We start from the raw sequence: 13,466 nt of genomic DNA, 5'->3' as shown, positions 1-13,466 counted from the left end.
CAGCGAACAGCGCAGATAGCCCTTTCTCATCACCATCGCATGTCCCCCGTCGAAGTTTTCCCTCATTCCCTACACCCCGAATAACGGCCGATCGGATATTCAACCTGCCACTTGCCGGATCAATAGCTTTTCGTAAGGAGGAGGACGTAAATCATGCTCGATTGCACCGTCCCGGCGCTCGTGCTGCGACTGGACTCCAATGTCTTTCATCACGGGACGCTCGGCGCCATTCGCTCGCTCGGCAGGGCCGGAGTGGAGGTGCACGGGCTCGTCGAGGGCACGCACGCGCCGACGTACCGCTCCCGGTATCTGGCGCGGATGCACACGTGGTCGCGCGGCGGGGACACCGTCCAGGCGCTCACGCGGGCCGCCGACCGCATCGGACGCCCGGCCGTGCTCCTGACGCTGGACGACGCGGGGGCCATCGCCGTCGCCGAGCACGCGGCCGACCTGCGTCCCTTCTACCTCATGCCCGACCAGACGCCCGGCCTGCCGCGCACGCTGGCGGACAAGCGCCTGCTGCACCAGCTCTGCTCCACGCTCGGCGTCGTCCAGCCGGAGACCCGCCTGATCACCGGCGCCGGCGACGCGGCGGCGGCGGTCGCCGACTTCGGGCTGCCGCTGGTCGCCAAGTGGGCCCAGCCGTGGCTCCTGCCCCTGGGCATCGGGCTGCGCAGGACCGGCCTGGTGCGCCGGAGTCAACAGGTGGAACAGCTGCTCCAGCACGTGGAGGGGCGCGAGCTGCTGTTCCAGCGCTTCGTGCCTGGAGGGCCGGGCTCGGACTGGTTCTTCCACGGCTATTTCGACGAGAACTCGCGCTGCCTGTACGGCGGCGCGGGACGGAAGGAGCGCGCCTACCCGAGAGGCGCCGGGCTCACCACCTGGGGCCGGTGGCTGCCCAACCCGGTCGTGGAGGGCACGGCGCGCGAGCTGGCCGTGACGCTGGGCTACCGCGGGGTCGTCGACATCGACTTCCGCCACGACGCGGCGGCGGACACCTACCACCTGCTGGACTTCAATCCCCGGCTCGGCGCTCAGTTCCGCCTGTTCACCGACCGCGAGGGACTCGACCTCGTGCGCGCCGCCCACCTGCACCTCTCCGGCCGGTGGACGACGCGGGGGCGGGCCGGTCACGGACGGACGTACGTGGTGGAGAACTACGACCTCTTCACGGCCGGCCCGAAAAGCCTGCGTGCCCTGTGCGCGGCCGATGAATATGCCTGGTTGTCGGCCGACGACCTCCGGCCTTTCGTGGGAATGGCCGGACAGACGATAAAGCGTGGTTTCGCCCGGCTCGCCGGGTCACGGAAATGACAATGGGGGGAAATTTGCGTACGCCAGTGATTGACGTGGCGATCGTGGGCGCGGGCCCGTACGGGCTTTCGGTGGCGGCTCACGCGCTGGGCGCGGGACTCGACGTCCGGATTTTCGGAAAACCGATGCGGGCGTGGGAATTCCACATGCCCCGCGGAATGCTGCTGAAGTCGGAGGCCGCCGCGTCGCATCTTGGCGACCCGGAGCGGCGCTACGGCCTCGACGCGTTCCACCGCTACGCGTACGGCGAGCCGGTGCCCGTGGAGCGGTTCGTCGCGTACGGCAAGTGGTTCCGCGCGCGGACGGTGGGCCAGGCCCTGGACGAGTCGGAGGTGACGGCGGTCGGCGCGGAGGGGCACCTGTTCGCGCTCTCGTTGTCGTCGGGGGCGTCCGTGCTGGCCAGGACCGCGGTGCTGGCCGTGGGGCATCTGCCGTTCGCCTACCGGCCCGGCGCCCTGGACGGGCTGCCGCCCGAGGCTGCCACGCACGCCTGCGACCATCACGATCTGGACGGCTTCGCGGGCCGCGACGTGACCGTGCTGGGGGCGGGGCAGTCGGCGCTGGAGACCGCGACGCTGCTGGCGGAGGCGGGGGCGAGCGTCCGGATCGTGGCCAGGGCGGACACGCTGGCCTGGAACGACGTCCCCGAGGAGCGGCGCTCGCTCCTCGCCCGGGTACGGGCGCCGCGGTCCAGGCTCGGCGGTGGCTGGCCCTCCGTGGTCTGGTCGCGGCTGCCGGGCGCGATCAGGTATCTGCCGGCGGCGACCCGCGACCACATCGTGCGCAACACGCTCGGACCCGCAGGTTCCTGGTGGCTGCGGGACCGCTTCGACGGGGCCGTCAAGGTGATCTCGGGCACGCGGCTGACCGGCGCCGAGTACGGCGACGGCGTCCGCCTGCACCTCAGGGACCTGTCGGGAGCGGCCACCACGCTCGACACCGAGCACGTGATCGCGGCCACCGGCTACCGGGTGGACGTCGAGAGGATCGCGATGCTCCGGGGGGACCTGCGGCGCGCGGTGGCGTCGTCGGGCCCCGCGCCGCGGCTCAGCGCCACCTTCGAGACGTCCGTCCCGGGGCTCCGCCTGGTCGGGCTGGCGGCGGCGGCCACGTTCGGGCCTTCCATGCGGTTCGTGTGCGGGTGCGACTTCGCCGCCCGCCGCGTGACCAGGGGTCTCGTGAGCCACCTGCGCAGATCGCGTCGTACGGCGAAATTGCCGATGTCTTGACCGTGTCCCGCCGCCCGCGGGTCGGGCAGGACGGTAGATCTGGATCACCAGCTTCGGGGGAGCAATTATGGCTTTTCGCGTGATGGTGGCCTGCACGGCCACGGCGTTCGTCGGCTTTTCGGGGGTCGCTCCCGTCGCGCGTGCCGACAGCGCGCCATCGTCGTTCACCAACTCGCCCATGGTGGCCTCGGGCCGCACGCCGTCCGGTGTGACGGTGACGGTGCGCAAGGAGATGATCGGGACGGCGCGGGTGACGTCGGCCGAGTCGTCGTCCGCCAACCCCGCGGCGCCCGACGACGAATACCTGATCCCGGCCAACACCAAGACGTCCGCGGGTTTCGTCGACCTCTACGAGGACTTCGAGGCCGAGGACGGCGAGTGGAGCGACGTCGCCCTGCTGACGTTCACCTTCTCCAGGCCCGTACGCGACCCGCGGCTGCACGTGTTCGGCACGGGCGGCTCCTCGGGCGAGTCCAGGAAGCGCCGCGACGACTACTGGCCCGCCGTCGAGCTGGTCGGCGGCGTACCTGCCAGGCCCACCTTCTCCTGGGCGGCCGGGTTTCCCGGCTACCGGGTCACGCGCGGCGCGATCACCCCGGAAAGGGTCTATCCCGCCCGTTCCACGACCTGCGGGGTGGTCTACACCTGCGGGACGGCCAAGGTGAACGGCACGGTCAGGGCGTTCACGATCAAGCTGAAGGCGCATGACGTGCGCAAGGGGCGTGGCGCGTCCATGTCGCAGTTGTGGGCGGCGTTCAAGCTGTCACTGGCCGAGGACGTCTCGGATGCGCCTGCCTCGTACGGTGTGGCCTCGCACGCGATCACCGACTCCCATCTGGGATGGTCCGTGAGCGACGACCACACCGACGCGGTGAGCATGACCCCGCGCGCCCTGCCTCTGGACACGGGCGACGACGCCATGGAGGCCGGGGAGGAGCGCAGCATGCTCAGCGGCCGGAGGTGCAGGATCTCGGTGCCCGTGACCGCCGGATCGTCGTCGAGGGTCGCCGGCTGGATCGACTTCGACCGTGACGGCCGCTTCGACGCCGACGAGCGGGCCAGCACGCTGGTCGGCGAGGGCGCCGAGGACGCCGAGCTCACCTGGCCCCTTCCGGAGTCGCTGCCCGCCGGCCCCGTCTGGATGCGGCTGCGCATGGTCGCCAGGGCGGAGCCCGTGGACTCGCCGACGGGATGGGCCGACAGCGGCGAGGTCGAGGACCACCAGATCGAGTTCGTCGAGTGAGCCGCGCCGGCAGCATCCGGTTGGTCGAGTGAGCCGCGTGCCGGCCGCCGACAATTAGGCGAGATGTCACCCATGTCACAACTTGCACGCGTAACGTGTCACGCATCCCTTACCTCCCATGTCAAGGAGATGCGATGTTGCGTCGAACCCTCGGCGTGCTGGTCGCGGCAGGAACCATGCTGCTGGCGGCCGCTCCCGCTCAGGCGGACGGCCGGCCGGAGCCGCTGCCACGCGCCCACGCGCACAACGACTACGAGCACGAGCGGCCGCTCCTTGACGCGCTCGACCACGGGTTCACCAGCGTCGAGGCCGACATCTACCTGGTGGACGGCGAGCTGCGGGTCGGGCACGACCCCGAGGACCTGCGGCCCGGCCGCACGCTGCAGTCGCTCTACCTCGACCCGCTGATCCGCCGGGTGCGCCACGGCAGCGTCTTCCCCGGCACCCGGCAGCGGCTCCAACTGCTCGTGGACATCAAGAACAACGGCGAGGCCACGTACACCGTGCTCGACCGGGTGCTCAAGGCGTACAAGAGGATGCTCACCACCTACCACAAGGGCAAGGTGCGGCCCGGCGCCGTGACCGTGGTCGTCAGCGGCGAACGGCCGCGCGAGCTCATGGCCGGCCAGGAGCGGCGCTACGCCTTCTACGACGGGCGCATGGACGACCTGGGGCAGGGTGACCCGGGCCTGATCCCGCTGATCAGCGACAACTGGACCAACCACTTCAGCTGGCTGGGCGAGGGCGAGATGCCGGCCGCCGAACGGGACAAACTGCGCGAGATCGTGGCGACCGCGCACCGCGACGGGCAGCGCGTGCGGTTCTGGGCCACCCCCGACACGGCCGGTCCCGCGCGGGACGCGCTCTGGCGCGAGCTCGTCGCGGCCGACGTGGACCACGTCAACACCGACGACCTGGCAGGCCTGCGGGACTTCCTGCGCGAACACGACCGCCGGCGGGCCGCGGCATAGCCCTCACGCTCATGACCGCCCGGCGACGGCCTGACCGGCTGCGCCGGGTGGTCGGGCCGGGTGGTCGGGCCGGGTGGTTGGCTGGGTGGTGAATGCCGGGATCTGGCTACTCTGTCTGCGATGGACGGTGACCGGGTCATAGGCGGGTACGCGCTGCGGCGCGTCCTCGGCCGGGGCGGTATGGGCGAGGTGCACCTCGCGACCACGCCCACCGGCGGCCTGGCCGCGGTCAAGCTCATCCACCCGGCGCTGGCCCGGGATCCGGCCTTCCGCCGGCGGTTCGATCGGGAGGTGGCGGCGGCCCGCCGGGTGGCCAGGTTCTGCACCGCGCCCGTCCTGGACGCCGGCATCGACGGCGAGGTCGCCTACCTCGTCACCGAGTACGTCAAGGGGCCCGACCTCGCGCAGGCCGTACACGACCAGGGACCGCTGTCGGGCGGCAACCTCGAGGCGCTGGCGGTGGGCATCGCGACCGCGCTGAGCGCCATCCACGGGGCCGGGGTGATCCACCGCGACCTCAAACCGTCCAACGTGCTCCTGTCGCCGCTCGGCCCCCGCGTCATCGACTTCGGCATCGCCCAGCTCGTGGACAACGACAGCCTGGCCAGCCAGGCGATCCTCGGAACGCCCGCCTTCATGGCGCCGGAACAGGTGCGCGGGGAGCCGCTCACACCCGCCGCCGACGTGTTCGCCTGGGGCGGGGTGATCGCGTTCGCGGGGACGGGACGGCTGCCGTTCGGGGGCGGGGCTCCGGGGGAGGTCCTCTACCGGATCATGCAGGACGGGCCCCGGCTGGAAGGGCTGGAGGAGGGCATCAGGGGGATCGTTGAGCGTGCCCTCGCCAAGGACCCCCGCCTGCGGCCGGGCGCGCAGGCGTTGCTGTCGGAGCTGGTGGGGGGCACCCGCCTGGCCGCCGCCACCGAAGTCGTCGAACGCACCTGGACGGGCACGGTCCCCACCGGCCTCCGCCCCACCCCCGTGCCGGGCACCCGGGTCCTGGAACCTCCCTCCGGGCCGCAGCCCTCCGACGGCCGATCCCTCCTCCGGCCGGGGAACCACCACGCGGACCAGCCTCCCGCCCGGCTGGGGCACGACCATGGGGGCCCGTTGCCTGCCTGGCCGGGCGATGACCGTGGGGGGCGGTCTCCCGCCCGGTCCGGGGACGGCCGTGAGGGGCAGCCGCCCGTCTGGCCGGGGGATGGCCGCGAGGGCCGCTCTCCTGCCCGGCCGCCGGAAGGGCCGGGAGACGGCCGTGAAGGGCCGCCGCCGGTCCGGCGGGGGAAGCGGCGGTGGCCGTGGGCGGCGGGTGCGGCGGTGCTCGTGGCCGCCGTCACCGCCGCCGTGACCGTGCCCGGCCTCCTGCGGGTGAGCTGGCCGTACGAGGCCGGCTTCGGGAAGTCCTGGGCGGTCGGCCCGTCGGAGGGCGGGAACGCCCGGCTGGCCGGCCCGGCGTACGAGCTGACCGTGAAACCGTCCTGGCGGTTGTGGAAGTCGGCGCCCCGGCGGGAGCCGGAGGGCGGCGTGATCGTCAGCGCGAAGGCGACTCTGGAGGAGGGCGCCGGGGAGTACGGTGTGTGGTGCCATGGCTCGGCCCGATCCGGTGACCGTTACGAGTTCGCGGTGAACGGTTCGGGCAGGGTCACGATCGTCAAACGCCGCACGGGCACCCGGGGCCAGACCCTGTTCGGCCCGGCGGATGCGGAGAAGGCGGCCGGCAACCGCATCGTGGCGGAGTGCGGCCAGAGCGGGGGCAAGGTGACGCTGCGCATGTGGCTCAACGAACGCCTGGTCGCGCAGGTGTCCGACGCCGACGCCCCCTACGGGCCCGACGAGGCCGGCGTGCACGCGGCCTCCGGCGCCACCGAGCCCGCCCGCGTGCGCTTCGACTCCTTCGCGCTCCGGCCCGTGGGCGAGTGATGCGGAAAGGTACGTGAACGTGCGGTTCGGTGTGCTCGGGCCGCTCCGGGTCGAGGGCGAGCAGGCGCCGGGGCCGGCCAAGCACCGGGCGTTGCTCGCCGCGCTGCTGCTGGCCGCCCGCGAGCAGGTGCCGGTCGAGCGGTTGATGTCCGTGGTATGGGACGACCGGCCGCCCGCGTCGGCGGAGTCGGTGCTCAGGGTGTACGTCAGCGCGCTGCGCAAGCTGGTCGACGGCATCCGTACGGTGCCCGGCGGCTACCTGCTGGACGTGGAGCCCGACGACGTCGACTGCCACCGGTTCGAGCGGCTGGTCGCCGAGGCGAGGCGGCGGCGCGAGGAGGGGCGGATCGCGGAGGCGGCCGACGGGTTCAGGGCGGCCCTGGGGTTGTGGCGAGGCCGGGCGCTGGCCGATGTCGAGTCGTCCGTGCTGCGCAGGTCGTACGCCGTGCCGCTGGAGGAGCTGCGCCTGACGGCGATCGAGGAGCGGGTGCGGCTGGACCTGAGCCTGGGCAGGGGCGCCGAGGTGGTCGGGGAGCTGCGGGCGCTGGTGGGCGCCCATCCGCTGCGCGAGCGGGCGTGGGTACACCTCATCGAGGCGCTGCACCAGGCGGGCCGCCGTTCCGAGGCGCTCGGCGCCTTCCAGGACGCGCGGCGCACGCTCGTCGATGAGCTGGGGTTGGAGCCGGGCGCCGAGCTGGCCGAGGCGCACCGGCGGGTGTTGTCGGACGAGCAGCCCGGCTCCGCCGAACGCCGGAGCCGCGAGGACGCGGCGCCGGTCAACGAGCTGCCGCCGGACGTCTCCGACTTCGCCGGGCGCCGGCAGGTGCTCGACTGGATCGGCGCGGCGGCCCGCGAGGAGGCGCCCGCGCCCGTGCACCTGGTGCTGCACGGCCCTCCCGGCTGCGGGAAGTCGGCCGTCGCCGTGCACGCCGCCGCCGGGATCGAGCGTCCCGGCGGCCGACTCTACGCCGCGCTCGGCGCCCGGCCGCCGGGTGCCGCGCTCGAAGACCTGCTGCGCTCGCTGGGCTGCCCCGACGGCGCGGTCCCGGCCGCGCTGGACGAGCGGGTCCGGCTCTACCGCAGCATGACGGCGGGCAGGCGGCTGCTCGTGCTGCTGGACGACGCCGCCGACGAGGCGCAGGTGCGCCCGCTGCTGCCGACGGGTCCCGGCAGCCTCACGCTGGTGACGAGCCGGTCGCCGCTGGCCGGGCTGGAGGCGGCGCGGGCGTACGAGCTGGGGGTGCTCGACGACGAGGAGGCCGTGGCCATGCTCGGCGGGGTGACGGGGCACGACCGGGTGCGTGCGGAGCCGGAGGCGGCCCTGCGCATCGTCCGGCTCTGCGGGGGCTTGCCCTTGGCCCTGCGCATCGCCGGGTCGAGGCTGGCCAGGAAGCCGGGCTGGACGCTCGATCACCTCGCGGGACGGCTGGGCGACGAGCGGCGCAGGCTCGACGAGCTCAGCGCCGGCGACCTGGCCGTACGCGGCAGCCTCGCGCTCGGCTACCGCGGTCTCCCCGACCCGGAGCGGCGGCTGCTGCGCGAGCTGGGCGCCCTGTCCGCGCCGGACTTCGCGCCGTGGGTGCTGGGAGCGGACCTGGAACCGCTGGTGGAGGCGGGCCTGCTGCAGTCGCGCGGCCTGGACGAGGCGGGCCAGGAACGGTACGGCTGGCACGACCTGACCCGGCTCTACGCCGCCGAGCGCCTGGTCGAGGAGGACGGCGGCCCCCGTACGGTCCTGGAGGCCAGGGCGGCGACCGTCCTGGAGCGGACGAGGCAGGCCAGGGCCGCCCTCCTGCCTGCGGAGCCCGGTACCGGCCGCACGGAGATCCACCCGCCCGGCCGGACGGGAGCCCCGCCTGAGGCGGCCGACTGGGACACCGGCTTCAGCCGCTGGCCCCTGTCGGGTTCGGCCCTGTCGGGTTCGGCTACCGGCTCGGCACCGACGGGTTCGGCTGGGGCCGGGCTGGAGACCGGGTGGGCACGGCGTGAGGCGCGGTGGCTGGGCGCCGAGCGCCGGTTCCTCGTGGCCACCGTCGACGACTTCTCACGGGCCGGCCTGTACGAGGCCGCCTGGCGGCTGGCGTTCTACCTGACCCCGCTGTTCGAGCTGGGTGCGCACCACGACGACTGGCACGCCACGACGGCGACCGGCCTCGACGCGGCCAGGGCGGCGGGCCACCGGCAGGGCGAGGCGCTGCTGCTGCGCGGCCTGGCCGATCTGCACAGGGCCGAGGGACGCACCGAGGCGGCCGCGGCGGCGTTGCGGGCGGCGCAGCCGCTGGTCGAAGGGCTGGAGCTGGCCAGGATCACGTTGCGGCTCGGCCTGGTCCAGACGCGCGCGGACGAGGCCGAGCGGGCCTTCACCCGTGCGCTTCAGGTCTTCGACGAGGCGGGCGACCGGCGCGGCAGGGCCGACGCCTTACGTGCTCTCGGCGCGCTGCGCATGGACGCGGGCCCGCTGGAGGCGAGCCTGGCCGCGTACCGGGAGCTGGGTGACTCGCTGGGTGAGGCGGGGGTGCTGCTCGTGCTGGCCGAGCTCTCCAGGAGGGAGGGGGTTCCCGCCGAGGCGGCGGCCTCGGCGCGGGCGGCGCTGAAGACCTTCACCTCGTACGGGGACCGCAGGGGGGCCGCGCAGGCCCTGCTGGCCCTGGCCCGGGCGATGCTCGACCTGGCCGATCTCGATGGGGCACTTGAGGCCCTTGTGAGTGCTATGGGAGAGTTTGACGGCCTCGGTGATGAACCGGGCAAGGCCGAGGCTCAGCGGCTCGCACGGGAAACGCGCAGGCGACGCGGACTATGCACATCCTGAAGGTCGCTTTCCTACGGTGAGGGTCACATCCCCGAAGACGAAGGTGATCACGGTATGCGTAAGACGATCGCGCTGACCCTCGCGGCCGTCGCACTGGCGGGCTGCGGCGTGCTTCCCGGCCAGCCGGGCGGCGGGGGCGAGGAGAGGCAGCCGCAGAGCAGTGCCCCGGAGGCGCCGGCGTCCTCCCCCGCCGCGGACCAGCAGAGCCCGTCCGCGGGACAACAGAGCGCGCCCGCGCAGGAGACGGAGGCGATCTCCACCAAGGAGACGAACGTCGGCGCCGGCGACATGCACGGCAGGGCCAAGGTCGACGTCACCGCGCTCAAGCGCCAGGGCAGGACGATCACCCTCAACTGGACGGTCACCGCGCTCGACGGCAAGGTCAACCTGCACAACGGCATGAGCGGGGCTCCGCTCGACTACACGGTGGAGGGCGTCTCCCTGATCGACCCGGTCAACGCCAAGCGTTACCGGGTGGCCCGCAACGGCACGGGCGAGGACGCGGAGTGCGTGTGCTCGGGCACCCAGGGCCAGTTCCTGGAGAAGGGCGACTCGTCCACGTTGTACGCGGTCTTCGCCGCCCCGCCCGCCGACGTCACGAAGATCAACGTCGAGATGCCGATGTTCGGCGTGTTCACCGATGTTCCGATCTCTTAGCCTCGCGGTGTCCCTCGTCCTGTCGCCGGCGCCCAGCACGCCTCCGGACGCGACCGGGGCGGTCGAGGACCTGGTGCTGCCCGTGGAGGACGTCATCGGCGAGGTCGAGTCGCTGGACGGCACGCAGAGCGAGACCAGGCAGGGCCGCGAGGTGACGGTCGCGCTCACCAGCGACGTGCTGTTCGGGCTGGACAAGTGGAAGCTGACCGGCAAGGCCGAGCAGCGGCTCAAGCAGGTGGCCGGGAAGATCGGCGCGGAGGGCGCGGGCGGCGTCGTCAAGATCGAGGGGCACACGGACGACCAGGGGAGCGACTCCTACAACGTCACGCTCTCGCAGCGCCGGGCGCAGGCCGTACAGACGGCCATGCGCGGGTTGCTGACCGGCTCGGGGGTGACGCTCCAGGCGAAGGGGTACGGCGAGAGCCGGCCCAAGCTGCCCAACCTGGTGGACGGCAAGCCCATGGAGAAGAACCGGGCCAAGAACCGCCGCGTCGAGATCGTCTTCACCGCCAAGCAGTGATCCCGGGGTCACTCGCCCGGCAGCTGCCCCAGCGTCACGGTGATCGTCTCCCTCTTCCCGCCCGAGCGGATGACCCCCACGCGCACCTTGTCGCCGGGTTGGAGCGCCGTGATCGCTTCGGAGAGCTCGGCCATGGTCGCCGTCTCCTCGTCGTTGATCGAGACGATCACGTCGCCTGCCCGGATGCCGGCCTTCTCCGCGCCCCCGCCGCGCTCGACCCTGGCGACGCCCACGCCGGAGGGCTGCCCGTCCTCGCCGACGACCGTGCTGCCCCTGATGCCCAGCGCCGCCCGGTGGGTGTTGGTGACCTTGCCGTCCTTGACGATCTGCGCGGCGATGTCGGTGGCGGTGTTGCTGGGGATCGCGAAGCCGATGCCGGGAGCGGCGCCCCCGCCGAGGTCGGGGTCCGTGGCGGCGAGGGTCGGGATGCCGATCACCTGACCCGACAGGTCCACGAGCGCGCCGCCGCTGTTGCCGGGGTTGATCGCGGCGGAGGTCTGGATCGCGCCGGCGATCGTGGCGCCGGGCGAGCCGGCGGACTGCGGTTCCGAGACGGTACGGCCGAGCGCCGAGACGATGCCGTTCGTCACGCTGCCCGAGAATCCCAGCGGGTTGCCCATGGCGAGGACGATCTGCCCGACCCGCAGCTTCGACGAGTCGCCGAACTTCGCCGGGCGCAGGCCGTCGGGCCGGTCCACCTTGATCACCGCGAGGTCTCCCGCGGGGAACGACTCGACGAGCCTGGCCGGGCGCGGCGGGCCGCCGCTGGCGAGCGTGACCTCCATCTCCTGGGCCTGGCCGACCACGTGCGCGTTGGTGACGATGTGCCCGGCCGTGTCGAACACGACGCCGGATCCGAGGCCCACCTTCGTGGTGATCTGCACGATGGACGGCAGGACGTTCGTGATGACCTGCTCGTACGCCGCCTCGAGCGGGAGCCGCGACACCGTGGGGGAGGCGGTCGGGGAGGCGGTCTCCGCCGGCGAGGCGGTGCCCGTACCTGTCGGCGTGGCGGCACCCGGCGACGGCGGGGCCGACCCGCAGCCTGCGAGCAGCACCGCGGCAGCCGCCAGTCCTGCGACGAACTCCCTCATACAGGGTTCTGTGCCCAGCTCACCTCGAAAGATACGCTTCGCGGACGTCGCGCCTGCTCAGCTTGCCTGTCGGCGTGCGTGGCAACGACTCGCGGTATTCGATCATCCGCGGGTGCTTCATCCGGGCCAGCCGGGGCTCGCAGTGGCGCAGCAGATCGGCGGTGAGCTCCGCGCCACCCGAGACGCCCGCCGCGGGCTGCACGAGCGCCACGACCTTCTGCCCCCACTCGGAGTCGGGCACGCCGATCACCACGACGTCCGCCACGGACGGGTGCTCCAGCAGCGCCGCCTCGATCTCGGCCGGATAGATGTTGACCCCGCCGGAGATGATCAGGTCGGTCCGGCGGTCGAGCAGGAACAGGTAGCCGTCGCCGTCGAGATAGCCGATGTCCCCCGGCGTGTACGCCCGCCCGCGCATGGCCGCCGCCGTCTTGCCGGGGTCGCGGTGGTACTCGAACCGGTTGATCCCGTCGACGTACACCTGGCCCGGCGAGCCCGGCGGCACCTCCCCGCCGTCCTCGCCGACGATCGTGAACGCCATGCCGTCCAGCGCCCTGCCGACCGTGCCCGGCCTGGCCAGCCACTCCTGCGAGGACACCATGGTCACCACGGCCGCCTCGGTGGAGCCGTAGTACTCCCACAACACCGGCCCCAGCCAGTCGATCATCGCCTTTTTGACGGCCGGCGGGCACGGCGCGGCGCCGTGGTAGAGGTGGGTGAGCGACGACAGGTCGTACGACTCCCGATCGGGCACCCCCAGCAGGCGGTGGAACATCGTGGGCACCATGAAGGCGTTCGTCACCCGGTGCCGCTCGATCAACCGTAGCGCGCCGGCCGCCTCGAACCGTTCCGGCGCCACGACCGCGTGCCCGAACTGCAGCGCCATCATCGCCTGCCCGTACGGAGCCGAGTGGTAGAGCTGCGAGCACACCAGGTGCACGCCGCCCGCCGGCAGCCCGAAGTGCCGCCAGCTCTTGCGCATGAGGATCGGGTACAGCTCCTCGGGCGTCAGGTCCAGCAGCCGCCGCCGCACCCCCTTGGGCCGGCCCGTGGTGCCCGAGGTGTAGAGCATCATCGATCCGGCCCTGCGGCGCTCGGGGGCGACGGCGGGCGAGCCGGCCACGAGCTCGCCGACCGTGAGCGCGTCCGGGCCGATCACCACGGTGGCGCCGCAGTCGGTCACGATGTAGTCGATCTCCTCGGCCGTGAAGTGCCAGTTGACCGGCACCAGGTACGCGCCGATCTGGTAGGTCGCCAGCATCATGGTGAGGGCGTCGAGCCCGTTCTTCAGCACGGTGACCACGCAGTCGCCAGGGCCGGTTCCGCGCGCGGTCAGTCCGTTGGACGCTCGGTTCACCCGGTCGAGCAGCGCTCCGTAGGTGACCTCCTGGTCGCCGAGCAGGGCGGGGCGTTCAGGGTCGTTGGCCGCGATCTCGTAGAAACCCCTCATGTTCGCCGACCTTACAGAATAAGATTCTGCAAAGGGAATAGAGGATTTATGCCTCGCCGAGGTGACGTAATCTCAAGGCCATGGCGGACGACGGCGACCAGAGACCTGAACATGATCCACCCACCACCCCGTTCCGCAAGATCGTCCTGCCCGCCGAGGAGACGGTCCAGATCGGCCGTCTCGCCGAGGAGACGGTCCAGATCACCCGGCCGTCGGCGCAGGGATCGTCCACCCCGGTGAAACCCGCCGGCCAGCCCGCGAA

Annotated in this window: 10 protein-coding genes; 8 read left to right on the top strand and 2 right to left on the bottom strand. The window is 72.6% G+C overall.

What is annotated here, in order from left to right; genetic code table 11:
• Nucleotides 1–153 precede the first annotated feature (153 nt).
• From ACTWPV_RS37545 to ACTWPV_RS37510, 8 genes are all read left to right on the top strand, one after another.
• Nucleotides 154–1,314 (top strand): carboxylate--amine ligase, encoded by a 1,161-nt coding sequence (locus ACTWPV_RS37545; RefSeq protein ID WP_443155428.1) that lies wholly within the window; start codon nucleotides 154–156, stop codon nucleotides 1,312–1,314.
• Nucleotides 1,311–2,543 (top strand): FAD-dependent oxidoreductase, encoded by a 1,233-nt coding sequence (locus ACTWPV_RS37540; protein WP_443155427.1) that lies wholly within the window; start codon nucleotides 1,311–1,313, stop codon nucleotides 2,541–2,543. The genes ACTWPV_RS37545 and ACTWPV_RS37540 overlap by 4 nt, the downstream gene beginning before the upstream one ends.
• A 67-nt stretch (nucleotides 2,544–2,610) precedes the next feature.
• Nucleotides 2,611–3,786, top strand: a complete 1,176-nt coding sequence (locus ACTWPV_RS37535; RefSeq protein ID WP_443155426.1) for a GEVED domain-containing protein — start codon at nucleotides 2,611–2,613, stop codon at nucleotides 3,784–3,786.
• A 134-nt stretch (nucleotides 3,787–3,920) separates the two neighbouring features.
• The gene (locus ACTWPV_RS37530) at nucleotides 3,921–4,757 is read left to right on the top strand and encodes a phosphatidylinositol-specific phospholipase C/glycerophosphodiester phosphodiesterase family protein (protein WP_443155425.1); all 837 of its coding nucleotides are present in this window, start codon (nucleotides 3,921–3,923) and stop codon (nucleotides 4,755–4,757) included.
• A 120-nt stretch (nucleotides 4,758–4,877) separates the two neighbouring features.
• On the top strand, nucleotides 4,878–6,674 hold the full coding sequence (locus tag ACTWPV_RS37525) for a protein kinase domain-containing protein (protein ID WP_443155424.1): 1,797 nt from the start codon (nucleotides 4,878–4,880) through the stop codon (nucleotides 6,672–6,674).
• 13 nt (nucleotides 6,675–6,687) lie between these two features.
• Nucleotides 6,688–9,483, top strand: coding sequence for a BTAD domain-containing putative transcriptional regulator (locus ACTWPV_RS37520; RefSeq protein ID WP_443155423.1), 2,796 nt, complete (start codon nucleotides 6,688–6,690; stop codon nucleotides 9,481–9,483).
• Between the two features lie 54 nt (nucleotides 9,484–9,537).
• Nucleotides 9,538–10,140, top strand: coding sequence for a hypothetical protein (locus ACTWPV_RS37515; RefSeq protein WP_443155422.1), 603 nt, complete (start codon nucleotides 9,538–9,540; stop codon nucleotides 10,138–10,140).
• A complete protein-coding gene (locus tag ACTWPV_RS37510; RefSeq protein WP_443155421.1) occupies nucleotides 10,124–10,660 on the top strand; it encodes an OmpA family protein in 537 nt (178 codons plus the stop codon). The genes ACTWPV_RS37515 and ACTWPV_RS37510 overlap by 17 nt, the downstream gene beginning before the upstream one ends.
• 8 nt (nucleotides 10,661–10,668) lie before the next feature.
• On the opposite strand, the gene ACTWPV_RS37505 is transcribed toward ACTWPV_RS37510, so the two are convergent.
• Together ACTWPV_RS37505 and ACTWPV_RS37500 are read right to left on the bottom strand one after the other, a co-directional pair.
• Nucleotides 10,669–11,754 (bottom strand): S1C family serine protease, encoded by a 1,086-nt coding sequence (locus ACTWPV_RS37505; protein ID WP_443155420.1) that lies wholly within the window; start codon nucleotides 11,752–11,754, stop codon nucleotides 10,669–10,671.
• A gap of 19 nt (nucleotides 11,755–11,773) precedes the next feature.
• Entirely contained in the window at nucleotides 11,774–13,204 is a 1,431-nt protein-coding gene (locus tag ACTWPV_RS37500; RefSeq protein WP_443155419.1) for an AMP-binding protein, read from the bottom strand.
• Nucleotides 13,205–13,466 lie beyond the last annotated feature (262 nt).

Origin of the sequence: Nonomuraea sp. KM88 (assembly GCF_052245635.1) — a bacterium.
Taxonomy (GTDB): domain Bacteria; phylum Actinomycetota; class Actinomycetes; order Streptosporangiales; family Streptosporangiaceae; genus Nonomuraea.
This window is presented reverse-complemented; position numbering and strand designations above follow the sequence as displayed.